Origin of the sequence: Telluribacter roseus, assembly GCF_017355915.2 — a bacterium.
Taxonomy (GTDB): Bacteria; Bacteroidota; Bacteroidia; order Cytophagales; family Spirosomataceae; genus Telluribacter.
This window is the reverse complement of the sequence record NZ_JAFEUV020000009.1, coordinates 105,938-132,296: the sequence shown is the minus strand read 5'-3', so window position 1 is coordinate 132,296 and position 26,359 is coordinate 105,938. Positions and strand designations below refer to the sequence as shown.

The window sequence follows — 26,359 nt, the reverse complement described above, 5'->3', positions numbered from 1 at the left end:
ATAACTTACCATTACTGATTGAAAAAGGCCTCGTTCGAGGCAGCTATTTTGGAGAGGGTTGAAAATAACGCACAAGTTAGCAAACATTTCTTTTGATACCGAAACTTTGCCTCTCCATATTTTTATGCGAGTGTCCCTTGGGAACTCAGCGGTTGATTCTGTGCTTGTCATCTGCTTATGACTGAGCATAACGTACTATTTATTTAATGTGCATGTAAGACGGGCTACTTCCCGAATTCAAAAGCAGCCCGTCTTACAGAGTAATGAATACTCAATTTCGTGGACCTCCCCAATTTCCGCCTGTTCCACCCGGACCGGGGTCACCACTAGTGCGACGAGGGGCCGGGGCAGGAGCCTTACCAAAATTACGTAGCGTATAGGTAAAGGTAAGCATGCCGTACTGGGTCAGCACGCGGCTGGTTACATCCTCCACGAAGGTTTCGGTGACGTTGCGGCTGATGCTGTTGTTCTGCGCCAGTATGTCGAACAGGGTCAGCTTTAGCTCGCCACGGTTGTCTTTCAGGAATTTCTTGCCAAGGCTGGCGTTCCAGAGGGTGAAGTTCTGGTTGAAGCCCTGGCCCAGGCCGCGGAAGGACTGGTTGGTAACGTCCGTCTGGAACACAAATCCCTTTCCAAAGATCCAGTTGATGCGGGCTGAGCTCACCTGCGTAAAGAAGTTGTTATCGAGCTGTGGCTGGATACTGTTACGTACGATGTTGTAGTTGCCGTTGAACGATACCGTAAAATCCAGTTTGGGGCTGATGTTGCTGCTGAGCACAATTCCCTGCGACAGGGCGTAGTTGTTAGAGATATTGAGCTGCTGGTTGATCAGGCCCGGATTACGGTTGTAAAGGACCCCGCTGTTGAGGTTAAGATTGACCTTAAATGCCTTGATAGGGGAGCCATAGTTGACAAACAGCCGCGTGTTCCAGGTACCATCCAGGTTGACAGGAGTAGTCAGCTGTGCCCCCTGCTCCAGGCGTAGTCCGTTGGGCAGTATCATGGGACGTTCGGCCACAAAGGTAGAGTTGGTGATGCTGTTATCGGTATAGTTGGCGGAGCCCAGAATAAAGAAGTTGCGGCCCAGTTTGGCATCCGACGAAGAGTACCGGATATTGACCCGGTGGCTGTACTCCTGCTTCAGGTTGGGGTTACCGGCCGTCAGGAACAGCGGGTTGCTGTTGTTGATGACGTTCTGGAGCTGCGTGATGGACGGCTCGTTGGTAGAGGTACGGTAGAACATCCGCAGGTTTTTGCCCTCACTCGGGCGGAACATCAGGAAGGCGTTGGGAAGCAGGTTGGTAAAGGTCTGGTCTACTTCATTGAAGCGCGGGAACAGCTGTTGGCTGAACAGCCCGGCGTTCTGTAGCTCAAGGCCTACGGCTCCGGTAAATTTCTTCTTGTTGGCCCGTAGCGTAACTCCGGCCCGGTGCGTCAGGTACTGGTTGTCAAAGGTATTGGATAGCAGCGTGTCCAGGCGGCTGTACCCTTCTTCACTATTGACGTAGTGGAAGGTCCGGTTGCGGGAGTCGCTGTTGCTGAGCGACACGTTATACCCCAGCTGCAGCTGGAGCAGCTTGCTAAGGGGCTCGGTGTAGTTGATATTGGCGCCCAGGCGTACGTTGCGGGAGTCGCTGTACGACTGCTGGTCGATGGTATCGCCAGGTATACGGCTGGCATTATAAAACCGGTTCAGGGCGTACAGGCTGCCCTCACCATCGCGGTTGCTGAGGTTGGTCGAGATATTCATCGACAGGGTACGTCCGGCCTTGGCGAAGCGGTGGCGCCAGAGCAGGTTGTTGGTAAAGTTGAAAGCCGCAGTTTCGTTGAGGCGGGTGTTGTTGGTCTCGTTGAGCAGGGTACCTAATGGGGCCAGGGTAGTTACCCCCACACGCTGGGTACCCGACTCGTTGTTCTGCCAGTTCAGGCCGGGCGTAAATATGATAGAGTTGTTCTTATTCAGCTTGTACTCAAACCGGAAGTTGACCCGGTGGTTCATGTTGGTATTGGCGAAGTTGCTGTTTTCGCGGTAGAATTGGTTGCCCGAGCTCAGGAAGGTCTCCCGGTTGGTTACCTGGCTGTTGGCATTGGTAGACCGGTTAAAGAAATAGCTTCCCGTTACTTCGAGGTTCTTTCCCCACATATCGCTATAGTTGAGGCCAAAGGCATTGGTATTGGTGATACCGCTCTGCTGCCCTACCAGGAAGTTGCCGGCATTGCCACCGCCACCACCACCGCCTCCGGCACCACCGCGGCCACCACGTCCACCACCGCCCCCACCACGACCGCCGTTACCGGAGGTGCCCAGTACACCGGCCAGGTCCTGCGAGGCGAAGTTCTGCTGGTTGATGTTGTTGGAAAGGCCAATGATGGAGATACGCTGCGTTTTGTTGAAGATGTTGAGGTTACCGCCCGCCATGTAGCGGTCGTCGGAGCCATAGCCGCCGTATATTTTACCAAACTGGCCGGCGTTGCGGTCAGAGCGGGTCACGATATTGATGGTCTTCTGGGCATTGCCGTCGTCAAAGCCGGTGAACTGGGCCTGGTCGCTCTGACGGTCAAATACCTCTATCTTATCAATGATTTCGGCCGGAAGGTTTCTCAGAGCCAGCGTAGCATCTTCTCCAAAAAACTGCTTACCATCTACCATCACGCGCTGTACCGCTTCGCCCTGCGCCTGTACCTGTCCGTTCTGCACGGTCATACCCGGCATTTTCTGGAGGAGTTCTTCGGCCGTAGCGTCAGGGTTAGTCTTGAAGGCTGCGGCGTTAAATTGTGTAGTATCCCCTTTCTGCTGCGATTGTTGTACCTGACCCACTACCTTTACTTCGTTGAGGGTAGCAGCCGTTTCGGAGAGGTAGATAGCGCCCAGGTTCAGGTCTTCCTCCCGTAGCCGGATGCTCCGCTCGTAGTCCCGGTACCCCAGGTAGGTAACCTTGATACGGTAGCGACGAGGGGTCAGGCCCCCGATCTCGAAGCGCCCGTTGACATCGGTAGCTACAATCTTGGGGGCTGCGGTAGAGTCGCCCGGCTGCGTCACCATTACATACGCCCCTACGATGGCCGATTGGTCGGTGGTATCAAGTACCGAGCCGGTAACGCGGTAGGTGGGGCTCTGGGCCTGGGCAGGTACCAGAGCGGTCAGTAGCAGGCCGGCCAGGATGAGTAAGAGTTTAGGAATAGTATTCATAGGTAGGTTTAGTTGCTTGCTGGTTAGAGGCCTGCACTTATATAAAGTTTAACTCTTTTTGCGGGCAATGGTAGCGGTAATCTACCAGTTCGTGGTTCTAGCCGACGAACAGGGAGGTTTGACCGATAGCTATGCAAAACTTTTTGCAGTGAAACGACACAAATTCCGGGTCGGGCCTCTATCGGTGGATGAAGATTTTTTAATATTAGGGTAGAATTAACACATCATTCCATGAAAGCTTTTTTTGAAAATCTATTTCAGTATACCGATCACTTTAATACGGTACTGATCCAGAAAATGATGGTAGAGCAGGCGGTGGATCTGAGCAAGTCGCACCGGCTGATGAGCCATATGCTCAACGCGCACCATATCTGGAACAAGCGCATCCTGGGTCAGTCGCCGGAGGTAGGCGTGTGGCAGTCTATGCTCCTGACCGAGATGCTGGACCGGAACGAAGATAACTATCAGCAGACACAGCGTATCCTGCACGAAGCAGACCTGGATACCACCATCTCCTACACCAACAGCAAGGGCGATTCCTTCCAGAATACCGTGCAGGATATCTTATTCCAGGTAGTGAACCATACCAGCTACCACCGTGCCCAGATAGCGACCGACTTTAGGGAGCATGGCCTTGAACCTATTATGACCGATTATATCATGTACAAACGGTAACCAGCAGAAAAGCGGAACGGTTAGTACTTTTGTGGTGCAGTTTTTTTCGTTAGAAATAGAGTAACCAATACGTGTATAGATGAATCTTCCTGCCTCAGATACTAGTACTACAACCTATTCCGTAACCAATCATACAGATAAGAACCCATTAGAGAAGTACGCGAATAACAAAATCATCCCTGTTCAGCTAAGGGAAGAGATACTTATTGCGCTCTCTTACTACCCTGAGTTGATCAACACCCACATCGAGTTCAGGTTCAGTAACCGTATCCGTAACTCCGTGATGCTGGCGCAGCCTAAGCTGGGTACTATGTGGAAGCCCCAGGCCGAGCGAGGCTACGTGATCAAGATGAACACCCGGTTCAGGCTGGGAGGTGAGCATCTGAAGATCGAAACCCTGCCCAAAGATGTACTGATCGGGTGGGTAGGGCACGAGTTGGGGCACATAATGGACTACCTGCACCGCAATGCCTTCGAGATGCTGAAGTTTGGGATTGGATACTCTTTTTCAAGAAAGTACATCATGGGGGCTGAGCGGGTGGCCGATACCTACGCCGTCGAGCACGGACTGGCCAGTAAGATCATAGCGGCCAAAAACTTTATACTGGACCACGCCAAGATCCCAAAGCGCTACAAAGCAAAAATCCGGCGACTGTACCTGTCGCCGGATGATATTATGCTGCTGGTGGAAGAAGCCGAGACAGATCCCTCAGGAAGTCTGTAGCTTGCTCTTGACAAACTCTTCCCATTCCAGAAACTGCTCTTCTTTCATAACCCGGGGGATCTTGACCTGTCCCCCTTTTTTCTTGGTAGCTTCGCTCCAGTCGTAGAAAATATCCGACGGAATCATCGTAACCTTTACCCCTTTAAGGGCTTTGCCCCGGGCTACCTTGTAGTTTTTGTTGTTTTCCTGCAGGTTAGCGTCCAGTGCCGCCGTTATTTGGTCGTTGTCAGCGCAGGAGTCGCAGCCCATGTACCAGTGGTGGATATATTCACCGTCTTCGCGCTTAACCGCCGCTACGATAAATTCCTTAACATCCACGTTGTACTTCTCATTGAGATGCAGGATGGCCTTCTCCATCTGGTGAACCGATAGCTGCGAGCCTACCACGTTCAGGAAGAATTTGGTACGGCCGGTAATCTCTATTTCGCTGCGTGACTTATCTGTAAACTGTACGGTATCACCAATCATGTAGCGCCATGCGCCCGTTACGGTGGAGATCAGCAGTACGTAGTTTCTGTTTTCTTCCACTTCATCGATAGTATGTACCTCGGCATCGGGGCGAACTGTACCATCTTCCTGCATATTTTTTTCCTCAAAAGGGACGAACTCAAAGTAGATCCCATTGTTCAGCGAGAGCTTCATGCTCTTGGTATCGGGGCGGCTCTGATACGCCAGAAAACCTTCCGATGCCAGGTAGGTATCAATATAGATCAGCGGGTGAGCCAGTAGCTTTTCCAGGCTTTTCTTGTATGGGTCCAGGGCTACACCACCCGAAGTATATACCATCAGGTTAGGCCAGATGTCGTGGATAGTATTGACACCATGGTACTCGATCACCCGCTTCAGCATCAGTTCGATCCAGGCCGGAATACCCGATAGGCTGCCAATGTCCCAGTCGCGGGCTTTTTCGGCTATGCGCTGGATACGGGCATCCCAGTCGTCAATACCTGCGATCTCCTTGCCGGGCTTGTAGTAGATATCAAACCAGAACGGGATGGTGCTGGCGCTTATTCCACTGATTTCACCTTCCAGGTGGCCGTCCTTTTCCTTGAGATGGGTACTGGAGCCCAGCATCATGATCTGTTTCTCGAAGAAGTGGGGCGGCAGGTCAAACTCCGACAAGCTCAGGATCTGCTGAATGGCCGTACTACGTAGGGCTGCCAGCAAATCATCGGTGACGGGGATGTGTTTGCTGTTGCTGGTTGTACCGGAGCTCAGGGCAAAGTAGCTGGGTTTACCGGGCCACGTTACATCCTCCTCGCCTTCCAGCGTACGGTGCCACCACTCGCGAGCCATCTTGTCGTAGTCATGAGGGGGAATTCTACGGGCAAATTCCTGCTGGATATTCTCGCTGGCCAGTATTTCTTCAAAGTTATAGTGTTGGCCAAAGGCCGTGTTCTTCGCTTTTTTTAGTAAGCTTTTCAGCACATTCAACTGCGCATCGTGGGGAGACACTTCTTCGGATAAGGTATCCGTCAGTTCAATCGCTTTCTTGATAATATTACCAATGATCGGCATGGACTTGTAGTAGGTTAAAGTACAGTAGCTCACCTAAAAAAAGTATGCCTTGTCAGGAACCCATTAGAGTTGGTGATCAGTGATGGAGTTGTGGGCAGGCTTTCCCTGAGGTTCGGTGTAATTGCCGCCGGTTCGGTTATGGTAGGCTTTTGCGAAAATATAACCTGTAAAGCCATGCACTACCGTAGATCCAAAAACAGCCAGACTCGCCAGGACCCACACCGTATGAAGGCTAATGACTGCCAGGGTATGTACGGCATAAAACATAGCCGCAACTCCGATGGGACCGAACCACCCTATAAAGAGTATATCAGCAGTAGTAAGCTTCCTGAGGAAAGGCTTCAAAGCCAGCAGAACGGGCAGGCGTCTGAAGAGTAAGAGTGCTGCTACAAAGGCTACCGCCTTCCAGCCCAGCGCCAACCACTCGTTCCAGGGAAGGATCAGTCCGAACAGGATAAATATGGGTACCGTAAAAATGCGTTCGAGCGCTTCCTGTACTTCTTCCTGCTCAATATCCTCATCCTGATCCAGTACATAATTAGCAATATAGCCGGCTGCAAACACACCAATGATCCCATTGCAGTGCAAGAGCTCAAGAACTCCCAGTACAAAAAAGCCAAGTGACAATGAGAACGCCAGCAGAGACGTTTCTTCCATCCAGTTTAGCTGCTTGGCTTTGACCAGAGCTTTAGCTGCCAGGTACCCTATCAGTAACCCCAATAAAATACCTCCGCCGGTTTCCCAAAGTATAGATTTCAGAAACCAGTCTTTCCAGGCACTCTCCGAGCTCTGAATTAGTAGCAGGGGCAAGAGTACCAGCGGGTAGGCCGCACCATCGTTGGCACCCGACTCAAAGGATATGGCATGCCGGACCCGCTCCGGGAGTAGCTTCTGAGCAGTTTCTCCTGACACAATGGTGGAGGCTACTACCGGGTCAGTAGGCGTTACGATAGCCCCGATGAGGAAGCATAGGACCCAATCCAGATCAAACAGTAGATAGATGATGGCACTGGCGATGCCGCACATACCCAGCATGCCTCCCAAAACAAGTAGTGACTGCAGTAATTTGTTGGCTGAAAGGTACTCCTTAGGTACTCTGAATGCCGTAGCCATCAGAGCCATACTGATAGTGAGTTGGCTGGCCACCGCCATAATCTGTTCAAATGATCCCCATTTGGTCATGTCAGAGACATCAAGTACATACGGGCTAAGCAATATACCCGCTGCCATAGCGACTATGGGCTCGCTGATGACAGACTGCTTGAGTTTTTTGAAAACTAGTCCAAGTGCCAGAAGCAAAAAGCTAAAACAGGTCAATCCAATTGAAAAATCCTTCATATCTAGTGCGGCAAAGATGTAAAGTTAGCAGTTCCATGTACATGCTAAGCAGGAGTTCTGCTCAGCTAATTTGCCAGATAATGTTGGGTATATACGTAGATCAGGTGATCATAAAAAGCATGCCGCAGGAGCAGAGGCCGTGGCCACAGGAGCAAATTGGAGAAGGAGAAAATCAGAGCGAAGGAGTAAATAGGGGCTTAATAGCAAAACCCGGCTGCGGGCCGGGTTTTGCTGATGAAAGACTTTTTCAGGTACTTATTACTGCTGGTCCTTCAGGAAGTTTTTCTGCTTCAGGATGCGCTCCATTACTTTCAGGTCGTGCTCCGAGTTGAAAATGCTGTATGGGAGGTAAATAAACTGTCCGCGTGAGATCACCATCACAAACGCTTCTTTGTCTTTATATACCTCCTGGATCTGCTCCCACTTCATCACGCCGCCTTCCTTCTGGTTGATCTTCATCAGGATCTGACGGTTGTCGATCTCGTACTGATATTTCTCAAAAAGAGGCTTGTATTGTTCCAGCTGGGTAATACCCGTAAACTGGATGACCCAGAAAAGCAGGTACAGAATAACGCCGACAAAAATAGTTACATAGATCCAGATGTTGGGATACACTCCCGTAATACCCAGAATAGCATTGACCAGGATCAGGGCCAGTGGTACGAACACCCATTTCCACTGGGTTTTGATGAAGTGGCGCATGGCCAGGCTGATGTACTTTTTGTTGTCAAGTGCGTACTTCTTGGTTTTGACAGCCGCCGGGTTGGACGGCATCTGGTACATGGGTTGATGTTTATTTACCGGTACTTTGGCCATAATCTTTGATATAATAAATTGTAAATGGTATCGCTCTCTCCCTGGCTTTTCACAGAAGCTATATCGCTAAAGGATAGTTCCTGAATCTTCCGTACAAAATGACTGCAAAGTTAGAAAAAAGCCGCCGACTTAGCCGAAACACTCTTGAAATAAAAGTGGTTTAGGTATTTTGGCGTACTTTGTGTCTTTGAAATATCGTTAGTACCTGTAAAACCTGGAAGATTTTCGAAACGGAAACCCCAATTCCTTCAGGGTTAGCCTATAAACCTTAGCATCCGAATGAGTTTTCTTTTCCCGTCGTTCCTTTGGGGCATGCTCGCGGTGTCGGTACCCATCGCCATCCATTTCTTTAATTTCCGTCGTACCAAGCGGGTCTACTTCACCAACGTCGCTTTTCTGAAAGCGGTCGAGACGCAGACGAGCTCCTTCCGGAAGGTAAAGCACTGGCTGATCCTGGCGGCGCGGGTACTGGCAATAGTGTGTCTGGTGCTGGCCTTTGCTCAGCCTTTTCTGCCCAGCCGGAGTACTATTGCCGTAGATCGCCGGGGTGTGACCAGCCTGTACCTGGATAACTCGTACAGCATGCAGAATGAGCTCAACAACAAGCGCTATCTGGATATTGCTACGGGCAGGCTGAGTGACCTGATGGGGGTGTTCAGGAACGCTACTTCCATGCAACTGGTCACCAACGACTTCTCGGCCCAGGAGCAGGGGCTAAGTCCGGCGGATAAGATCCGTGACCGTCTCACTACCATTGGCCTGTCGCACACGCCCCGTACGCTGGCTGACGTGTACCGCCGGCAGGAAAACCTCATGGCCCAGCACCGCAACGCCGGGCAGAACCAGCTGTTCTGGGTATCGGATTTTCAGAAAAGTACGGTAGGTGACCTGTCGAAGCTAAAAGTAGACTCTACCAATCGACTATTTATAGTACCGGTACAGGCTACGCCCGAGAAGAACGTATTTGTGGATTCGGTATGGCTCAATACACCCTTTATCCGGGAGCTGCAGAATAACATCCTCTTTGTAAAGGTAAGCAACTCCGGTAGCGAAGCCGTTAAGAACATGGTAGTAAAGCTCTACCTCGACAATACCCAAACCTCGACGGCTTCGGTCAATGTACCCGCCAATGGATCAGCCACGGCCAGATTCAACTTCAGCCTAAAAGGTAAAGGCTACCGACAGGGGCGCATTACTTTTGATGATTTTCCGGTTACGTTTGATAATGACTACTTCTTCGTCCTCAATGCCTCACCCGTCATCCGGATCCTTCACCTCTACGGACAGCGCAGCGGCGGCAACTATATAGAAAACGTATTTCAGAACGACAGCCTGTTCCGTACCCAGAGTTTCAGCGTGCAGAATGTAGACGTAGGCCAGCTCCGTACGGCCGACCTGGTTGTACTGGAAGGTGTAGAGCAGCCGTCGGGCTCGCTGCGTACTGCCCTGGAAGACTTTGTCCGTAAGGGAGGTACTATGGCCGTCATTCCGCCCAATTCGCCGGATGGAGGTGCCTATGGAGGATTCCTGGGGAATCTGGGAGTGCGTAGTATCATAGCCAAGGGGGAAGGTACCCCGCAGCCCGTACCGTTGAACCCACCCAATCGGGATACGCCTTTCTTCAGTGATGTATTCGAGGAATCAGTACGGCAGGAAACAAACCTGAACCTGCCTTCGGCCGCTACTACCTGGCAGTGGAGCGGAGGAGGAAATGCGTTGCTGTCCCTGCGTAATGGGCAGCCGTACCTGACGCAATCTACCGCCGGTAAGGGTCAGCTGTATATTTTTGGAGCGCCGCTCGCGCCGACCTACGGCAATGTAGCCCAGCACGCGCTGTTTGTGCCGGTCATGTACAAGCTGGCGGCCACCAGCGTGCGGGCTCAGCGTACGGCCTATACCTTTGATGAAAACACCATTGCGCTGGCCGTCTCTAATCCCACTCCCAATGCTATCTATAAGCTGCGCCGCAACAAAGCTGAGATCATACCCGTACAGCGGCTCAATGGCAACCAGCTGGTGCTGGAGCTGCCCAAGAGCAACCAGCTAAGTAGCGATCAGGCGGTGGATGCCGGCTACTACGAACTGGTCCGGGACGATAAGGTAGAGCAGCTACTGGCCCTGAACCACGACAACACCGAGTCGAAGCTAGAGTACTACAGCCCCGACGAACTACGGGCGGCATTTGCCGGACAAAAGAATGTACAGGTCTTCGACAAAATAGACGACTCTGCTTTTGCGCGTGAATTTGAGGAGCAGAATGTGGGTACCAGCCTCTGGAAGTACTTCCTGTACGCGGCTCTGGCGTTCTTCCTGATTGAGATTGTACTGATCCGCTTTATGAAAGGCTAGCCGTCATACCTGTACTGAGGGAGTGCGATCTACTCGATTGACAAAGTCCGCTACATAGCGAATGGCTTTTTTGGCCTCCGGCAGTATCCGTACGAATAGGGGCCATACGTGGGGGAGCTTAGGCCATACCTGCAAGTCTACCGGTACTCCGCATTTACGCGCGTTTTCTGCTACCCGCAGGGCATCATCCAGCAGGACTTCGCTGCTGCTGGCAAAGATGAGTAGCGGGGGAAATCCGTTGCAATCTGCAAAAACCGGCGAGATCAGCGGATTGGCAGGATCAGATTTGCCTGGATAAATACCCGCGGATACGCGTACTCCTTCTCCATAAAACATAGCATCTGAGGCGTCATTCGTAACTAGCGAATTACCGGAGGCGGTCATATCGGCCCAGGGCGAAAATACGATGCCATAGCCCGGCAACGGGATGTTACTGTCCCGAAGCAGGGTCAGCAACGAAAGGGTAAGTCCACCCCCGGCCGAGTCACCGGCTATACTCAGACTAGTGGTACTTACCCCCTGGTCGAGCAGCCACTGATACGCTTTCTGAGCGTCCTGCAGAGCCGCCGGATAGGTATGCTCAGGGGCCAGCCGGTAGTCAGGTACCAGAAGCCGTGCATTGAGAGCTTTGGCAAGCGCCATAGTCAGGGCACGGTGCGTCACGGGGCTTCCGGCTATAAATCCTCCACCGTGCAGGTACAGCATCGTACGGGTAGCTCTTTTACCCGTCTGATATACCCATTCTCCTTTTACATAGTCATTGTCAACGGGTTCAAACGAAAATCCTTTGGGTGCTTTTTTGATGGCAAAGGGAGAGTTGTTCATGGCGAAGCGCATGCCACGGGCAATCTGCATGGGCGTCTTTCCCTTCGGATCACGCTTGAGTTGTTTCTTAAGTATATACGTCAGTAGCAGGTTTCGCAGGCTCATGAAGGTACTCCTCTGGTCTTGGTTGTGTATAGAGTAACGACTATATGCTGCTAAGAGTTGGGGTAGTAGCTGCGATTTGACAACAACCTATTCAGTAAATGGAATGATTAGCTATCAAAAAAGGCGGTACTGAAGTTACAGCACCGCCTTTTTCTTCATCGTAATACCTGGCTTTACTTACTGCTATTCATGGTCTGGAATAGCTGCACAAAACTGTCAATGGGTCCCTTCTGATTTGGGTCGGTGACGGGCTTGGTGTTGTAGTAGATGTCCATAAAGTTACCGGCTCCTGACCATACCGTCTGCATGAGGCCCCGGTAGCGGGGAGCCAGGGTAGGATTGGCCGTAGCTCTGAAATCTTTGAAAGCCTCGTACTGCGCGGTAGCTACGGCTGGCTTGTTCCAGGGGCAGGTAATGACGTCGAAGCCCTTCATGGTAAAGTAGGCGGCCGTAGGTTCGGCGCGGTTGTAGTGCCAGTCGCAGATTACCACATCTTTAGGGATCATGTCCACCGCGCGGTGGGTGTTGTTCATGCTGGCTTCCCACATACCGAGTCCGGTGGCCTTGGCATCCAGCAGGCGATCCCCCCATATCCACAGCCGACGGCCCTTTTGCGCCAGGTGATTGCGGATCCTGGTAATCTCTCCGGCAAATAGCTCGGCTTTGTCACGGCCACCGCAGCGGGGGCACTTATCGTCGCCAATGTAAAATACCTCGTCCATACCGGCATGAAAAGACTTAGCTTCGAAGGCATCCATAATCTCGTCGACCATACTAAATACTACCCCATGTACCTCCGGATGCAGCGGACAGTAGCTCTTGCAGTAGAGTCCGTCGGCGTTGGGCCACTCATACTTTTCGGGCATGGTTACGTGGGGCGTTTCGTCAAACTGGGGGTACACCCGCAGCAGGTTATGGGTGGTATTGGCCCAGGACTGGTGCCCCAGCAGGTTGATCTGGGGGATGAGCTCAATGCCATACTTCTTGCACAGCTGCACCATCTGCTTGACCTGCTGAGGCGATAGCGCACTCGGGTCGCGCAGCTCGGGGTGTGACTTAAACTGGTAGTTATAGTCGACCCGGAGTACCAGGGTATTGACCCCGCGCGGAGCCAGTTCTTTTTCTATAAAGGTCAGAAAACGGGCGTGTTCGGCCGGAGTGGGGGCCGCGATACAAAAGCCCCGTACCGTACCCAGGCTGTCGGGCGTAGTACCCTGAGCCAGTAGTAGCGAGCTATTGAATAGTATGAAAAGGAGTAGTACTAAATGCTTCATAGGTTAAATAGTATCTGGTCGCTCTACTTTTTCCCGTACACACAACGTGTGTTGTCTGACTTCTGGTAGTACGACTTGAAGTTGCTGGCCTTCGGGTCGGTGCAGCCTTTGAGGTCCAGTAGTTCAATGTTGCGGAAATGGATCGGGTGGCTTTCGGCCTGTAGGGCTATGTATCCTTCCCCCAGCAGCGTGTTCTGGCGCTGCATCCAATAGTCGCCGTTGTCGATGTGGGCGGTTTTCCAGTCGTAGTCTTTACTCACAAATCCGCCGCCTACCATGGGCTTGGTATAAGTAAGTACCGTATCCCCTTCGATGACATGGTGGATGATGGAGTCGCCCAGTACCACTGCTTCTACCTGTACCCATCGGTCGCCGTGGTAGGTTTTGGAGTCGGAGTCGATGCAGTGGTTGAGGTTGAGCTTACCGTCTACATGGGCGATGGTACCCGGTGTACACAGGTTGCCAGTATGTCGCTCGCCACTGCCCAGGCCGCCGAGCAGCTGCAGCTCCAGCGACACCGGGAAGTCCTGCCCCAGGGAGTTGCTCTGGGCCGACTGTGAGTGCAGCATTACGCCACTGTTTCGTACATTCCAGGCGGCACCGCCCGCCAGTTGGTTGCCGACAAAGCGGTACTGAAAGCGCAGGATGTAGTAGGAGTAAGGCTTGTGGTAGTACATGTGTCCAAACTTCTCGTTGAACTTGTCATACTGATCGTACTCGATCTTGATCATGTTATCCTCCACCCGGAAGGTATTCTTGTAGTTACTGTTCAGGGGCTCGCCCGCTATCTTGATGTCCCAGCCGGTGAGGTCCTTGCCGTTGAATAGCTGCACCCACTCTTTCTTGTCCTTATTGGTATTGGCGGTTTTCTTCTGAGCCATCAGCGACGGGCCGCCGAGCAGAAAAACAATACTTAAAATCAGGAGGTGTGATTTGTTCAGAAACTGCATGAATAAAAACGTTTTGGAAAGTACATCAGACAAAGCCACAAAACTACCATTTATAACCATGGAGCTGCTTTAAGTAAGAAGATGTGCGGGGTGTGCCGGACCTGCAACAATGGTAGAACTCGCTAGTACCAACGTTAGTAGATAACAGAAAGAAAAATAGAGTAAAATCAGCGACTTTGAACATTTTGTATTAAAATGAGTTTATTTTTAAATAAAAAGCTATTCCAACTATTTATAAATTGATTGGCTCTGTAATGTAAATCATCATTAGCCATAAAATCATCTACAAATCAAATGGTTGACACACACAATAGACTCAGAAGTGCTCTGGAAGGCTTTGGTTTTGCCTTTCTGGGGTGTTTATCCAGCTGGTACCTCATCGGCCTTTTTCTGTCCCTGTTCTTCGCTACGCTTAGTGCCACTCCCTTCCTGTGGTTTGGAGGTATAGCCGGACTATTATTCGGAACGCTCATTTTTATCATGGCTATAACCATGTATAGCCCTGATGGTGTAGCCGAATCCTGAACCAGCCCTATATTTGTGGTATATCATTCCACTATACCCTTATGTACTCTCGGTTTCCAACCTTATCGTTAGCACTGCTAATTTTTTCAGTTGTTGTATTCACCGCTTGTCGTCAGGCTGCTGATGGTCCGGATGAGGCAAAGAACCGCCTTACAGCGGCTCCTGAGTGGGCTCTCAGTGAAATATACGTGAATGACGCCCTTACCTTTAAGGACGGGAAGAAGATGGAGAGCTTTGGTACCATCACCTTTGACCGGTATATGGAGAAGGTGCAACTTAGGGAGGATGGTACTTTTATAGGGCATTTCAAAGGCGAAACTCAGCCCATGACGCTGCGCTGGAAGGTGGACCCCGCCAGTAAGACCATCCAGGTGGGCGCGGCTGATACGACGACCGCCGGAGGTACCTGGACCATAGCTCCGATTAATGTGTACGAAGATTCGTTCGAAATGAAAACGGAGAGCAGGGCCTACGACTATCCCCAGGTAACGCGGATCGCCCTTAAATTTAAATCGGAGAAGTAAGCATCCAGCATATATCTTAAAATAACAGGAGCGCCCGGTACTATACCGTGCGCTCCTGTTTGTATAAGTACTTTGGCAGGTCAGGCAACCGGTAGTTTCCAGCCGTTGCGGTAGTTGGCTTTGATGAGGGCGTTGGCTTCGGTGTCGTTCTTAAATTGTCCCTTGGTGGCATCCCAGTATATCTTACGCCCGGTCTTGAAGGCAATGTTGCCCATGTGCGCGTTGATGGCAGCGATACTACCCGTCTCGATGCCGCACTTGAGCAGGGCCGGGTTGTTCTCTTTGATCGCTTGTACGAAGCCTCGGGTGTGGTCGTTGAGGTAGTCGCCGTTACGCCCCTGATCGGGTATATCCGCTACTTTGTACTGCTTAATGCCATCCTTGGTTTCGGTTTCGGGATGGATCTCCCAGCCGCCGCGGTTGAGTACCAGCGTAGCGTTGTTCCCGATAAAGGCGATGCCCTCCGTCTTGCCGTAGTTACCTCCGTCGATGCCCGTAGCGTGTTCCCAGAGCATGTTGAACCCGTCGTACTCAAAGATAGCCTGCAGGGTATCCGGTGTTTCGGAAGCATCATCCGGGTAGGCCAGTTTTCCACCCGATGCCATCACCGACTTGGGAGCCTTGGCATTCATGGCGTAGAGGGCAATATCGATCTCATGGACGCCCCAGTCGGTCATCAGGCCACCCGCGTAATCCCAGAACCAGCGGAAGTTGAAGTGGAAGCGGTTAGGGTTGAAGGCCCGCTTGGGAGCCGGTCCCAGCCACAGATCGTAGTCTACGCCCGCGGGAGGAGCACTGTCGGGACGAACCGGCACGGGATTCATCCAGCCCTGGTAGGCCCACACCTTCACCAGACGAATGTTGCCCAGCTTACCGGAGCGTACGTATTCGATAGCCTTCTCGTAGTGGGACCCGCTGCGCTGCCACTGCCCCACCTGAATCATCTTGTTGTTGTAACGCTTGGCGGCCGAAAGCATAATGTTACACTCTTCAATGGAGTTGGCCAGGGGCTTCTCACAGTATACGTGCTTACCGGCAGATAGCGAGTCGGTCAGGGCCAGGCAGTGCCAGTGATCAGGAGTACCTATGATGACCGCATCCAGATCTTTGTTCTCGAGCATTTTGCGGTAGTCCTTGTAGAGGGCCGGTCGCTTGCCCTGTATTTTCTCGACATCCACGGCGCGCTTATCCAGTACACTCTGGTCTACATCGGCCAGGGCCACGCATTCTACGTCGCTTAGCTGCAGGTGCGACCGCAGGTCCGACCAGCCCATGCCGTTGCAGCCAATGACGCCCAGCTGTAGTTTATCGTTGGCCGATACGCGCTTACGCTGCTGAGCCAGTAGCTCGATAGGGGGGAGGGTAAATAATCCAGCCCCCAGTGCAGAGAGAGCGGTTTTCTGAATAAAGGAACGTCTTTCCATGCGGCAGGTAGTTAAGAGTAGTGGTCTGTTTTGAGTATATCCAAAAGGATATAGCTACGCAAAGCTACCCGTCAATCAGCCTTAACTTCTTACTGCCTGCTTTGGATTTACTCCCTGTCAATCATGTTGTTAGGGCCTAAGTAGTACTAAAGCACAGCTCCTCTGTCCGAGGCCTTTTCCCACAGCTCAAAGGCTTTCATTGCCTCCGCTTTGTCCATCTGGATCATCTCTACTTTTCTTTCCGAAATGGGGAGCGGTATCTCCTCATAGATCAGGGCATCATCGAAGCCAATAGCAGCGGCATCGTGGCGGGAGTTAGCATAGTACACACGGCTGATCCTGGCCCAGTAGATGGCACCCAGGCACATGGGGCAGGGCTCGCAGGAGGTATATAGTTCGCAGTCGGGTAGTTCAAAGGTATTGAGGTTTTTGCAGGCGTTCCGGATGGCTACTACCTCGGCGTGCGCGGTGGGGTCCTGCGAATCGTATACCTGGTTATGGCCTTCGCCTACTATCTCGCCGTTGCGCACTACTACGGCTCCGAACGGGTAGCCTTTTCCTTCGGTACTTCCCTTGATAGACAGTTCGACGGCCCGGTTCAAATAGTACTCTTTACTTTTTTCTGACATGGTTACTAGGTGGATAATGGTCTGTTTGCTGATGATGCTTATTGCAAGCCTGATTTTACGTCAATAGCAGTGTCTGTGACTGTAATAGTGTACGTCTTATCACGGGTTGGATCAATTCCGTTGGTGAAGTATCCGAACCCTTTCTGATAGGTAGCACCATTGTCAACCACAACAGACACTTTATACTGGCCTTCCCTGATCTCCCTGCTATTCCTGAGGCTGGTTACCATACTTTTTCGGGAGCCAGGAAGAATAGTAGCTACATGGGTCAAATCGTAAGTCTCTCCATTTCCTTCTATTGAGAGTACAGCCTCTTTAATTGATCCTGAACTTGTGTTGTCAATAACAAAGCTCACCGTGGGTGACGGATCAATACGCTTACAACCGGCTAATACAGCTATAATAACACCCAAGAGGTAGACAAGCTTTTTCATACTAATCTACGGATTAATGAGCCGGCCGCTCGGGAGCCGGGGCAGAGGCGTGGTACTCGTTCTGGATAATCTCCGCGTAGTTCCCCAGTAGTTCGAGTACCCGCTCACGGCTCTTCGAACGTACCACGCAGCCTACATGGTACTCTTCCTGCATGGTCCATACTACTTCCGGTGCGTTGAATGGTGCCAGGTCGGGCCACTGCTGCCGCGCCAGCGAGATAATAATGCCTGAGTACTCGTTGCGGGTAGGAGACAGCTTGTACTTTTCGCTTTCACCACGGGCTACGGACGTTTCCATTTTGGCCCATTCGCGCCAGAGGTTTATGCCCGACGAGGCCTCAACCATATCAGCCAGATGAGCTCCGCCCACGCGGGAGGAGGTTTCGAGGAAGTAGTAGTGCCCGTCTTCGTGACTACGGATAATCTCGGTATGCGAGGCGCTGTGCTGCATGCCAAAGGCTTTCAGTACATCTACGGTCATGGTCTCGAGGGCACGTGACTCGGATGTATTGAAGGGTACCGTCACCGACCGGAATATCCCTCCGCCATGGGCCACATCGTAGGGCGGCGCTATGTACTGGTTGGACCAGATAAAAACGACCCTGCCGTTCATCGACAGCGAGTCCACGTGGTATACCTCACCCGGCTTGTACTGCTCCACCAGGTACTCATGCCGGCGGTCGCCCAAGCTGTGGATGACCTCCCAGAGCTCTTCGGTCGTGTGCAGTTTTTTGATGCCCGTTGAGGAAGCCTCAGAGCGGGGCTTGATCATCCAGGGGCCGGGCGTGCGCTCGGTAAACTGGTGGATGGCGAAGTCGTTGAACAGGGCCGAAAAGGCCGGAATACGTATACCGGCCTCGGCGGCCTTGGCCCGCATAGCAAGCTTGTCGCGGAAGTAGCGGGCTGTGGTCTGCCCCATTCCGGGTATCCGGAAGGTCTCGCGCAGCAGGGCCGCTTTTTCTACATCAAAGTCGTCCAGGGCTACAATGCGATCGACCGGCCGGGTACGCATGACGTACGCCAGGCCTTTGATAACATTCTGCATGTTAAAGCTGCCGTCTGATTCTTCCTCCATGTAGAAGAAGTCATCTATATAGTCGCGCACCCAGGGGCGTCCTTCGAGTTTCTTATTAGTGAGCAGGTATACGGTATTGCCAGCTTCCTTGCAGGCTCGGAGGAAGTCATTTCCCTTGAAGTAGGAGGATATACAAAGAAAAGTGAGGGGTTGTGACATGGTATCGGTCGGTTTGGGATTCTCCGTTTGTCGTTTTACCAAATATATACTTTTGTGTGAAAGGGGGAAAGGAGTTTCCGTCTTTCGGATGGAGAGGGTCGAGTGAAGGAATCGCTTAGTTCGTAATTCAGATAGCCAATCCAATAATCAATACTCGACCTGCTTCGATTGGCTAGAGACCTTCCAGGTACTGACGCAGGAGCCGTACTCCGTAGGCAGTACCCGCCCGGTTGGGGGTGAATTCGGTATCACCAAAGGCAGTACCGGCTATATCCAGGTGGGCCCAGGCCGGATGTTCATCGGTAAATTCTTCCAGAAACTTGGCGGCTACAATAGCACCGGCCAGTGGCTTCCCGTGGAAGTTCTTTATATCGGCTATGTCAGAGCTTACTTCCTCCTTGTACTCGTCCCAGATGGGCAGGCGCCATACCCGCTCACCGGTGGCTTCGGCGGCCTGGGTGAGTTGAGTAGCCAGCTGCTCATTGTTGGTAAAGAGGCCGGCGGCGTGGTAGCCGAGCGTCTGGATGACGCTGCCCGTCAGGGTGGCGAGGTCGATGACTACGTCGGGTTTGAGATCCCGAACGGCGTAGCTGAGGCCATCAGCCAGCACCAGTCGCCCTTCGGCGTCGGTATCTATTACTTCGATGGTTTTGCGGGCATAGGAGTCTATGACATCACCGGGCTTGGTGCTGGCTCCGTCCACGCAGTTTTCGGTAGATGGAATAATCCCAAGTACCCGTACCGGCAGCTTCAGGCGGGCCGCCAGTTCTACAGCGCCCAGTACGGCTCCCGCTCCGCCCATGTCGCTCTTCATGAGGTGCATGTTAGCGGAGGGCTTTATGGAGATACCTCCGGTATCAAACGTAATACCCTTACCTACCAGCGCGATGGTCTTCTGGTATTTAGCGGGCGTATAGTCGGTCAGGATCATGACCGGAGGCTCCATACTCCCCTTGTTGACCGACAGAAGTGCGTGCATCCCCATAGCCTGCAGGGCATCCTTTTCGAGTACCGTAACGCGGTAGCCGTACTGCCGCCCCGACTCCAGGGCCCACTCAGCCAGTACGCGGGGGGGCTTCCGGTTACCCGGGCTGTTCATCAGGTCCATGATCCGCATCTGTACCAGAGCCGTTTCGTGGGCTTTGCGGATGGTCCTTTCTACTTCGTGTGTATCGGCTGATCCGGACCAGATGCTCAGTTGTCCTTTATCACCGTACAGGGGGCTGAGGGGCTTCCGGTCGGATTTGTATAGCTGAATAGAATAGCCACCCAGCACTACACCATTCACGGCAGCTTCTATCCAGTTTAAGGGGCAGTCACTGAGGTCCACCACTACCTGAGCGGGCCAGCGGTCCTTGCGCTTGTGAAAGAGCAGCCGTATAGTCTTTAGGAGTCCGGCGGGCATGGCCTTTTTTCCTAAGCCCAGCCAGAGCTCTTTTTCCGAAGGCCACCAGATTTCGTTTTTTTCAGCTTTAAAGTGCGGATGATTGGCCGGAGCCTCCTCAAACAGTCGGATCAGTAGTTGTGACTCATCCCTTTCCCGGACTAGTGTACTATTCATAGCAGGTAGTAGTATAGATGGTTAAGGCCAGGTAATGATAATCACTTCAACGTGCTTACGTCAGGGACTACCTACCGTCGGGCCTCTGCTAAGTAATGCCGTTTAGGGGATTTTTGTTTTAGCCTTTTACTACCTGGTTACTACCGCAGATACTGCTTCAGGGCTTCCATCTCCTGGGCCGGAGCCGCCCGCTTGTACAGGATACGGTATACGGCTTCGGTAATGGGCATGGGCACCTTATAGGTTTCATTCATGGTATGAATGCTGTTGACGGCGTAGTAGCCCTCAGCAATCATCTTCATTTCTAATTGGGCGGCTTTTACGCTGTAGCCCCGGCCGATCATGTTGCCAAATAAGCGGTTGCGGCTAAACTGGGAGTAGGCCGTTACGAGCAGGTCGCCCAGGTAGGCCGAGGAGCTAAGGTCGCGCTCCCGGGGGTCGACGGCTGTTACAAAGCGGCGGATCTCCTGCATGGCGTTGGACACCATCACGGCCTGGAAGTTGTCACCGTAGCCAATACCGTGCGTGATGCCACAGGCCAGCGCTACAATGTTTTTCATGACAGCGGCGTATTCTACTCCGTACAGGTCCGTGAGCGGATGGGCTGTTACAAAGCGGCAGGTCATGAGCCGGGCAAATTCTTCGGCGCAGCTATATCCGGTAGAGGCTATGGTCAGGTAGCTCTGCTTTTCGAGAGCTACTTCCTCGGCGTGGCAGGGGCCCGCTATTACACAGATATCATCCAGAGGTACCTCAAAAGCACTTTCGACCCAGTCGGTAACTAGTTGGTTACTGGAAGGTACCATGCCCTTGATGGCCGATACGATTCGCTTGCCGCGGAGGTGCTCGGGTGTAAGTTCCTGCATCGGTTCCTGCACAAAGGCCGCCGGTATGGCTAATATGACGTAGCTGGCGCCGCGTACGGCATCCCGGATCTTTTCACAAACCTTCACTTTCCTGGGCGATAGGTACACATCGCTCAGGTAGCTGGGATTGTGGTGGTAGGTACGGATATGGGCTATGTCATCGGCATTACGCAGCCACCAGCGTATCTGTACGTTGGGTTGTTCGCTCAATATTTTGACGAGGGCGGTAGCCCAGCTTCCGCCTCCTACGACGGCAATTTTTTCCGGAGATGAAGTGCTCATAGGTACTTACCAGATGAATATTGAGACGTAATCCCTCGTCAGAGGTACGGTACCGCTCAACTTCATAGAGTGCTGTATGTTGATTTAGGGGCTAAAACTACGCTTCCTTGGCGGATGCAGCTCTTTATTTAACCAAAATCTTTTCAATATGGCACAGAAAAATGAGGAAACTCAACGAAAATAGAAAGATTGGGAAGCTGGGGCTACGGCGGAATTGACAGCAAAAACAGGGGAAGAACAGCAGAAATGAAAAAATCCTCGCGGCAGGTGCCACGAGGATTTCCATCTTCTTAACCTAAACTAAATCGAATTATACAGTTACAACGCTCTACTTTCAGTTTTCATTGGATTTTTTTTGCTCTTTTTTCACCTCCGGTTTCTTTTTTTCTATTAAGTCACCATCACTGAGGCGTTTAGAGACTACCGCAAAGGGACCGGAAACTACTTCTTCGCCTTCGGTAAGGCCAGATACTATTTCAATATTCTCGAAATCGCTGATACCCGTCTGGACCTCCCGGCGCTGTGCTTTTCCCATAGTATTGACGAATACCACCTCCCTGATAGGGGCCGCTTTGGCTGGCGTAGTGGCCTGCTGACTGGCGGGGGCCGCCTGTTGTCCCGGGGGTGTGGGCTGCGCAGCGGTAGTATCGCGAGTAGTTACAGCCGCAATGGGTACCGAAAGTACCCTGGCTTTACGTTCGGTAATAATATCAACGGAGGCTGTCATACCCGGCTTAAAAGGGTAGGTTCTCTTCCCTCTTTTGGGCATCAGGTCGCGGAATGATTCGTTCATGATCCGGATTTTTACTTCAAACTCCGTGACGGCATCGGCCGCGGAAGAAAGTGAAGCTGAGGCGCCCGATGCAGCCAGGCCGCTGGCCGTGTTGGCAATCTCGGTCACTATCCCCTTGAACTTCCGGTCGGTGGAGCTGTAGGCATCCACATCTATTTCGGCGGTATCCCCCACGGCTACCCGTACGATATCGTTTTCGTTGACATTGACGCGCACTTCCATGTTGTTGAGGTTGGCGATGCGCATCAGTTCGGTACCAGCCATCTGCGTAGTACCTACCACCCGTTCGCCGATCTCTACGTTCAGCAGTGAAATGGCACCACTTACCGGGGCAAATATGGTAGTCTTGCGGAGGTTTTCGGCGGCATCTCTCAGGTTGGCCTCCGCGCTTCGGATGTTGTATTGGGCGGCCTGTACGTTGGCCTTGGCGGCTTCTATCTCCTGCTGGGCCACTTCGTAGTTGGCCCGGATCTGTTCAAAGTCAGCGGCTGAGATCACTTTATCCTCAAAAAGCTTCCGGTTGCGTTCGAAGTCGGCTTTAGCCCGGATCAGCCGGGCTTCGGTCTGCGCCTGCTGGGCCCGGGCCTGCTCGTAGGTAGCTTTGCTGGAATTGACAGAGGCGCGGGCTCTGGCTAGCTGTGATTCGTAGTTGTCGGGGCGGATCTTAAGGAGTAGCTGGCCCTTTACTACCGAATCTCCTTCCTCTACGTAAAGACCAATGATTTCGCCCGATACGTCCGGGCTGAGCTTCACTTCCACTTCGGGCTGTACGCGTCCCGAAGCGCTGACCCGCTCTATAATATCGGTACGTTTTACCTTAGCCAGTTCCACCTCCATCGGCTTTGTCTGGCCGATCCAGCCTACCTGCTTGGCCACTACCAGTCCGCCTACCAGTACCAGCACAATACCACCCAGTATCCACCACAAACGATTTGAAGATTTACGAGCCATAATTAGTAGATTTTATTTGTCAACGAGGGTACGTCATGTTATGTATGAGAGCTGCCCGTCTATTCAGACAAGGGTCTGTTCATGTAAAAGTCCAGGATCTTGGTGCGGAAAATGTAGTCGTACTTGGTCTGTACCAGATTGGCGCGCGACCGATCCAGATTGGCTTTGGCAATGTTGTATTCAACCGAGTTGATGGCCCCGGCACCAAACCGGCTCTCTGCTACCCGGAAGGCCTCTTCCTGGGCTCTTACCTGATTAAGGGTAGCCGTGTACCGTTTGGCCGCGTTGGTCATATCTATGTAGGACTGCTCTACGTTCTGACGAATTTGCAGGCGCACTACCTGGCTTTGGTATTCGGTATTCTGCTGCTGAATCCGGGCGTTAGATATCTGGTACCTGTTCTGAAAATTGGTAAAAATAGGTACCCGCAGGTTAAGGTTAATGGAGGAGTTGCGGTTAAAGTTCAGCTGATCCAGGTACCCGAATTGTCGGATGGCGCCATTGGGCACCGTGACTACATCGATCACCGGTACCCGGGTTCCGTCGGACATGATATAGCGTGTATCTGAAGGTACTTCCATGGTACGGGTGCCGGACCCATCGGCCACAAAACGCTCGCGGGGGGCTGCGCTGGAGTAGGCGGTATTGATACCACCGTTCAGAAGCAGAGAGGGGAGGCGGGCTCCTCTGGCCACTTCAATACCCTGGGCAGCGGCGGCTACCCGCAGCTCGGCCGCCTGCATCTGGGGCAGGTTCTGGACGGCTGTTTCGAATACCTCCTGGGCGGTGGCGTCGTAGGCGCGCAGACTAGGATCACCTACGTTCAGGGAGGCTACCTCTAAGGGCTCGCCGCCGGGCAGGTTCATCAGTTGCTTGAGACTCAGCCGGGCCGACTCCAGGTTGTTCTGTGCGTTCACCAGGGATAGCTCGTCGTTGGCCAGCTGCGCCCTCAGGTCAAACAGGTTGCTCTCGGCCAGCGAACCAGCCTGTACCAGTTTCTGGGTTCGATCCAGCTGTAGCTGCGTAGCTTCCACCTGCCGCTGAGCCACCTCGATCAACTCCTGCGAGCTGATTACCTGCAGATAGCCCAGCGCTACGTTGAGCATGACGTCGTTACGGGTAGCCGACAAATCTTTTTGGCTGGCCTGCAGGCTCAGGTTATTTTGCCGGATGGTATTCCTGATCTGAAAGCCGTTGAAGAGTGATACGCTGCTCCCCAACTGGTAGTTGTTAAACGCGATATTCTGCTGAACAAACTGGTTGGTAAAGGGGTCAATGTTACGACCCGAGCTGAAACCCTGTGAGGCGTTGAAGCTCAGACTGGGCCAGCGCTGCCATTTCGACTGCTCATAGATATTACCATTAGACTGTACCTGTAGCTCGGCTTGCTTGATCTGCGGATTAGTACGCAGGGCTATACCAATGCACTCTTCGAGGGTAAGAGGATGATCGGGAACAGTAGTTACCTGTCCTTGTACCGTTACCTGCGCCCTGGCTCCTAACAGGGACCCGCCACCCGCTAGCAGCATCAGGCCGAATACTAACTTCCGTAGGGTATAACTCATGGAATGATGCAGTTTGACAATTTCAATATTACACGATCCATAGTAAAACGCCCATCCGTTTGGGACGGGCGGTCAAATAGATCGTAATAACGGGGAATAGGGCTGATTAGTTAGAAAGGCTCCGGTAGCAGGCCCCGGTTGACTACCTTCTGAAGGGAGCGAAATGCCTGGAAACGAAGTTGATGTCAATCGTTGCCTCAAGATACTTCGGGCCGTTATATCAGGTACTTTAACAGTAGTCTGATGAGGATGTTAGATCACCACCCCAATTCCGAACAGCACCACGAACAGCAGCGTGGAAAGAGCCATTTGTTTGAGATAGGGGTCCAGTTCGCTGGCCTTGCGGAGGCGCGACACGGCCAGACCGTTGCGGATAAAGAGCGGGAAACTCAGCAGAAACAGCAGCTGGGTATAGTGCGTGTAGTGGAGGAGTGTATACAACAGGATACAGCCCATACCCAGTACCAGAATAGCCCAGTGGTAGCGCACGGCGCGTTCGCGGCCCAACCGGACCGGAATAGAGTTTTTGCCCGTGGCCCGGTCTGATTCGATGTCTCTGATGTTATTGATATTCAAAACCGCTACTGCAAATAGCCCGCAGCTGGTAGCGGGCAGGAAGAGGTTCCAGTTCCAGACCAGCGTGTGCAGGTAGTAACTACCCAGTACCCCCACCCAGCCAAAAAAGATCAGGACCGACAGGTCGCCCAGACCCATGTAGCCGTAGGGGCGCTTGCCGGCAGTGTAGGTAATGGCCGCCGCGATGCAGGCCAGTCCCATCCCCAGAAACACCCAGAAGGTATTGGCAGGAGCCCCCTGCAGAGCGATGTACATCAGGCTTAGCCCGGATATCAGGGAGAGAAACGAAAACAGGATAATAGCCCTCAACATACTTTGGGCCGTGATGTGTCCGGCATGTACAGCACGACGAGGCCCTACACGCAGATCGGTATCCTTGCCATTGACGGCGTCGCCGTAGTCGTTGGCAAAGTTGGAAAGTACCTGTAGAAATATGGTAGTAAGGGCACTCAGCAGAGCTACCGGCCAGTTGAGCTGTCCGTGGGCCGCAGCCAGAAAGCTGCCCATCAGGATGCACGAAAGCGCCAGGGGCAAAGTACGCGGACGAGCCGCTTCGATCCAGGATTTCATTTTGAGGAGCTATAAGCCGTATGCTATAAGCTATTTGCATTTGTGGTAAAAGAACTTACAGACCCACGGCCTTCTTAAACTCAGCATCAGTAGGCTTAACGGCCGAGGCAAAAAAGTGCGTCAACTGGCCCTTCTCATCCACTACGTACTTGCAGAAGTTCCAGGTAGGAGCTTTGTCGTTCCAGCCGTTCAATGTCTTGGTCGACAGCCACTTGTACAGCGGGTGCTGATCGTTGCCGGTCACGCTGATCTTGTCGAACATCTGGAAGGTAACTCCGTAGTTTTTCTGGCAGAAAGTAGCAATATCCTGCTCACTGCCCGGCTCCTGGCCGCCGAAGTTGTTGGCCGGAAAACCCAGTACTACGATCTTGTCGCCGTACTTCTCGTGGAAGGCCTGCCAGTCGGCGTACTGAGGGGTAAAGCCACACTCCGAGGCTACGTTCAGAAGGACTACCTTCTTGCCCTTGTATTTCTTGAAGTCAATAACGTCATCACCGATGAGCGATTTCATCTTGAAGTCATAGAGCGTCTGAGGAGCCGCAACGGTATTTTCCGGTCTCACTTTTATTTCCTTTTTATTGGCGAATAATCCTGTAATCAGGGAAAACAGCATAATGATAGCTACTTTAATGAACTGCATGGGATAGAGAGGTTTGAGTGG

General features: G+C 52.4%; 22 protein-coding genes. 5 read left to right on the top strand and 17 right to left on the bottom strand.

What is annotated here, in order from left to right:
* Positions 1–271: 271 nt before the first annotated feature.
* Entirely contained in the window at positions 272–3,190 is a 2,919-nt protein-coding gene (locus tag JTN23_RS17105) for an outer membrane beta-barrel family protein (RefSeq protein ID WP_247236248.1), read from the bottom strand.
* Positions 3,191–3,421: 231 nt separating this feature from the next.
* Here JTN23_RS17105 and JTN23_RS17100 point away from each other — a divergent pair, with 231 nt between their 5' ends.
* Together JTN23_RS17100 and JTN23_RS17095 are read left to right on the top strand one after the other, a co-directional pair.
* Positions 3,422–3,865 carry a DinB family protein gene (locus tag JTN23_RS17100; RefSeq protein ID WP_247236247.1) on the top strand — a complete coding sequence of 148 codons (444 nt, stop codon included), beginning with the start codon at positions 3,422–3,424 and terminating at the stop codon, positions 3,863–3,865.
* A gap of 79 nt (positions 3,866–3,944) precedes the next feature.
* The gene (locus tag JTN23_RS17095; RefSeq protein WP_247236246.1) at positions 3,945–4,589 is read left to right on the top strand and encodes a hypothetical protein; all 645 of its coding nucleotides are present in this window, start codon (positions 3,945–3,947) and stop codon (positions 4,587–4,589) included.
* Here JTN23_RS17095 and JTN23_RS17090 read toward each other — a convergent pair.
* The 3 genes from JTN23_RS17090 to JTN23_RS17080 form a co-directional block, all read right to left on the bottom strand.
* Positions 4,575–6,107, bottom strand: a complete 1,533-nt coding sequence (locus tag JTN23_RS17090; RefSeq protein WP_247236245.1) for a GH3 family acyl-acid amido synthetase — start codon at positions 6,105–6,107, stop codon at positions 4,575–4,577. The genes JTN23_RS17095 and JTN23_RS17090 overlap by 15 nt on opposite strands.
* A gap of 63 nt (positions 6,108–6,170) precedes the next feature.
* Complete coding sequence (locus tag JTN23_RS17085; RefSeq protein ID WP_247236244.1) at positions 6,171–7,445, bottom strand: cation:proton antiporter; 1,275 nt, start codon at positions 7,443–7,445, stop codon at positions 6,171–6,173.
* 258 nt (positions 7,446–7,703) lie between these two features.
* Entirely contained in the window at positions 7,704–8,261 is a 558-nt protein-coding gene (locus tag JTN23_RS17080) for a YcxB family protein (RefSeq protein ID WP_247236243.1), read from the bottom strand.
* A gap of 279 nt (positions 8,262–8,540) precedes the next feature.
* On the opposite strand from JTN23_RS17080, the gene JTN23_RS17075 reads away from it, so the two are divergent.
* Positions 8,541–10,610, top strand: a complete 2,070-nt coding sequence (locus tag JTN23_RS17075; protein WP_247236242.1) for a BatA domain-containing protein — start codon at positions 8,541–8,543, stop codon at positions 10,608–10,610.
* 3 nt (positions 10,611–10,613) lie between these two features.
* On the opposite strand, the gene JTN23_RS17070 is transcribed toward JTN23_RS17075, so the two are convergent.
* The 3 genes from JTN23_RS17070 to JTN23_RS17060 all read right to left on the bottom strand — a co-directional run bounded on the left by JTN23_RS17070 (position 10,614) and on the right by JTN23_RS17060 (position 13,695).
* Positions 10,614–11,540, bottom strand: a complete 927-nt coding sequence (locus JTN23_RS17070; RefSeq protein WP_247236241.1) for an alpha/beta hydrolase — start codon at positions 11,538–11,540, stop codon at positions 10,614–10,616.
* Between the two features lie 173 nt (positions 11,541–11,713).
* Positions 11,714–12,814: a family 20 glycosylhydrolase gene (locus JTN23_RS17065; protein WP_247236240.1), complete on the bottom strand. Its 1,101-nt coding sequence runs from the start codon at positions 12,812–12,814 to the stop codon at positions 11,714–11,716.
* 23 nt (positions 12,815–12,837) lie between these two features.
* Positions 12,838–13,695 carry a 3-keto-disaccharide hydrolase gene (locus JTN23_RS17060; RefSeq protein ID WP_247236346.1) on the bottom strand — a complete coding sequence of 286 codons (858 nt, stop codon included), beginning with the start codon at positions 13,693–13,695 and terminating at the stop codon, positions 12,838–12,840.
* 363 nt (positions 13,696–14,058) lie between these two features.
* Between JTN23_RS17060 and JTN23_RS17055 the strand changes: the two genes are divergently transcribed.
* Both JTN23_RS17055 and JTN23_RS17050 read left to right on the top strand, forming a co-directional pair.
* Positions 14,059–14,289, top strand: a complete 231-nt coding sequence (locus tag JTN23_RS17055) for a hypothetical protein (protein ID WP_247236236.1) — start codon at positions 14,059–14,061, stop codon at positions 14,287–14,289.
* Between the two features lie 41 nt (positions 14,290–14,330).
* A complete protein-coding gene (locus tag JTN23_RS17050; RefSeq protein WP_247236235.1) occupies positions 14,331–14,813 on the top strand; it encodes a hypothetical protein in 483 nt (160 codons plus the stop codon).
* Positions 14,814–14,893: 80 nt separating this feature from the next.
* Here JTN23_RS17050 and JTN23_RS17045 read toward each other — a convergent pair whose 3' ends face one another.
* The 10 genes from JTN23_RS17045 to JTN23_RS17000 all read right to left on the bottom strand — a co-directional run bounded on the left by JTN23_RS17045 (position 14,894) and on the right by JTN23_RS17000 (position 26,338).
* Complete coding sequence (locus JTN23_RS17045; protein ID WP_247236234.1) at positions 14,894–16,237, bottom strand: Gfo/Idh/MocA family protein; 1,344 nt, start codon at positions 16,235–16,237, stop codon at positions 14,894–14,896.
* 146 nt (positions 16,238–16,383) lie between these two features.
* Positions 16,384–16,866: a nucleoside deaminase gene (locus tag JTN23_RS17040; RefSeq protein ID WP_247236232.1), complete on the bottom strand. Its 483-nt coding sequence runs from the start codon at positions 16,864–16,866 to the stop codon at positions 16,384–16,386.
* Between the two features lie 38 nt (positions 16,867–16,904).
* Positions 16,905–17,300, bottom strand: a complete 396-nt coding sequence (locus JTN23_RS17035; RefSeq protein ID WP_247236231.1) for a hypothetical protein — start codon at positions 17,298–17,300, stop codon at positions 16,905–16,907.
* A gap of 13 nt (positions 17,301–17,313) precedes the next feature.
* Positions 17,314–18,534 (bottom strand): ATP-grasp domain-containing protein, encoded by a 1,221-nt coding sequence (locus JTN23_RS17030; RefSeq protein WP_247236230.1) that lies wholly within the window; start codon positions 18,532–18,534, stop codon positions 17,314–17,316.
* Positions 18,535–18,706: 172 nt separating this feature from the next.
* On the bottom strand, positions 18,707–20,095 hold the full coding sequence (locus JTN23_RS17025; protein WP_247236229.1) for a leucyl aminopeptidase family protein: 1,389 nt from the start codon (positions 20,093–20,095) through the stop codon (positions 18,707–18,709).
* Between the two features lie 140 nt (positions 20,096–20,235).
* On the bottom strand, positions 20,236–21,243 hold the full coding sequence (locus JTN23_RS17020) for an NAD(P)H-dependent glycerol-3-phosphate dehydrogenase (protein WP_247236228.1): 1,008 nt from the start codon (positions 21,241–21,243) through the stop codon (positions 20,236–20,238).
* A gap of 334 nt (positions 21,244–21,577) precedes the next feature.
* Positions 21,578–22,987: an efflux RND transporter periplasmic adaptor subunit gene (locus tag JTN23_RS17015; protein ID WP_247236227.1), complete on the bottom strand. Its 1,410-nt coding sequence runs from the start codon at positions 22,985–22,987 to the stop codon at positions 21,578–21,580.
* 59 nt (positions 22,988–23,046) lie between these two features.
* Complete coding sequence (locus tag JTN23_RS17010; RefSeq protein ID WP_247236226.1) at positions 23,047–24,552, bottom strand: TolC family protein; 1,506 nt, start codon at positions 24,550–24,552, stop codon at positions 23,047–23,049.
* Between the two features lie 252 nt (positions 24,553–24,804).
* Entirely contained in the window at positions 24,805–25,698 is an 894-nt protein-coding gene (locus JTN23_RS17005) for a 1,4-dihydroxy-2-naphthoate polyprenyltransferase (protein ID WP_247236225.1), read from the bottom strand.
* Between the two features lie 55 nt (positions 25,699–25,753).
* Positions 25,754–26,338 carry a glutathione peroxidase gene (locus JTN23_RS17000; protein WP_247236223.1) on the bottom strand — a complete coding sequence of 195 codons (585 nt, stop codon included), beginning with the start codon at positions 26,336–26,338 and terminating at the stop codon, positions 25,754–25,756.
* Between the last annotated feature and the right edge of the window lie 21 nt (positions 26,339–26,359).

What these genes read in the sequence shown, in the direction of transcription:
- JTN23_RS17035 (WP_247236231.1), bottom strand. Translation starts at nt 17,300, where the DNA reads ATGAAAAAGCTTGTCTACCTCTTGGGTGTTATTATAGCTGTATTAGCC.
- JTN23_RS17050 (WP_247236235.1), top strand. Translation starts at nt 14,331, where the DNA reads ATGTACTCTCGGTTTCCAACCTTATCGTTAGCACTGCTAATTTTTTCA.
- JTN23_RS17060 (WP_247236346.1), bottom strand. Translation starts at nt 13,695, where the DNA reads ATGGCTCAGAAGAAAACCGCCAATACCAATAAGGACAAGAAAGAGTGG.
- JTN23_RS17005 (WP_247236225.1), bottom strand. Translation starts at nt 25,698, where the DNA reads ATGAAATCCTGGATCGAAGCGGCTCGTCCGCGTACTTTGCCCCTGGCG.
- JTN23_RS17100 (WP_247236247.1), top strand. Translation starts at nt 3,422, where the DNA reads ATGAAAGCTTTTTTTGAAAATCTATTTCAGTATACCGATCACTTTAAT.
- JTN23_RS17010 (WP_247236226.1), bottom strand. Translation starts at nt 24,552, where the DNA reads ATGAGTTATACCCTACGGAAGTTAGTATTCGGCCTGATGCTGCTAGCG.
- JTN23_RS17025 (WP_247236229.1), bottom strand. Translation starts at nt 20,095, where the DNA reads ATGAATAGTACACTAGTCCGGGAAAGGGATGAGTCACAACTACTGATC.
- JTN23_RS17065 (WP_247236240.1), bottom strand. Translation starts at nt 12,814, where the DNA reads ATGAAGCATTTAGTACTACTCCTTTTCATACTATTCAATAGCTCGCTA.
- JTN23_RS17015 (WP_247236227.1), bottom strand. Translation starts at nt 22,987, where the DNA reads ATGGCTCGTAAATCTTCAAATCGTTTGTGGTGGATACTGGGTGGTATT.
- JTN23_RS17040 (WP_247236232.1), bottom strand. Translation starts at nt 16,866, where the DNA reads ATGTCAGAAAAAAGTAAAGAGTACTATTTGAACCGGGCCGTCGAACTG.
- JTN23_RS17045 (WP_247236234.1), bottom strand. Translation starts at nt 16,237, where the DNA reads ATGGAAAGACGTTCCTTTATTCAGAAAACCGCTCTCTCTGCACTGGGG.
- JTN23_RS17070 (WP_247236241.1), bottom strand. Translation starts at nt 11,540, where the DNA reads ATGAGCCTGCGAAACCTGCTACTGACGTATATACTTAAGAAACAACTC.
- JTN23_RS17090 (WP_247236245.1), bottom strand. Translation starts at nt 6,107, where the DNA reads ATGCCGATCATTGGTAATATTATCAAGAAAGCGATTGAACTGACGGAT.
- JTN23_RS17095 (WP_247236246.1), top strand. Translation starts at nt 3,945, where the DNA reads ATGAATCTTCCTGCCTCAGATACTAGTACTACAACCTATTCCGTAACC.
- JTN23_RS17105 (WP_247236248.1), bottom strand. Translation starts at nt 3,190, where the DNA reads ATGAATACTATTCCTAAACTCTTACTCATCCTGGCCGGCCTGCTACTG.
- JTN23_RS17020 (WP_247236228.1), bottom strand. Translation starts at nt 21,243, where the DNA reads ATGAGCACTTCATCTCCGGAAAAAATTGCCGTCGTAGGAGGCGGAAGC.
- JTN23_RS17085 (WP_247236244.1), bottom strand. Translation starts at nt 7,445, where the DNA reads ATGAAGGATTTTTCAATTGGATTGACCTGTTTTAGCTTTTTGCTTCTG.
- JTN23_RS17030 (WP_247236230.1), bottom strand. Translation starts at nt 18,534, where the DNA reads ATGTCACAACCCCTCACTTTTCTTTGTATATCCTCCTACTTCAAGGGA.
- JTN23_RS17075 (WP_247236242.1), top strand. Translation starts at nt 8,541, where the DNA reads ATGAGTTTTCTTTTCCCGTCGTTCCTTTGGGGCATGCTCGCGGTGTCG.
- JTN23_RS17000 (WP_247236223.1), bottom strand. Translation starts at nt 26,338, where the DNA reads ATGCAGTTCATTAAAGTAGCTATCATTATGCTGTTTTCCCTGATTACA.
- JTN23_RS17055 (WP_247236236.1), top strand. Translation starts at nt 14,059, where the DNA reads ATGGTTGACACACACAATAGACTCAGAAGTGCTCTGGAAGGCTTTGGT.
- JTN23_RS17080 (WP_247236243.1), bottom strand. Translation starts at nt 8,261, where the DNA reads ATGGCCAAAGTACCGGTAAATAAACATCAACCCATGTACCAGATGCCG.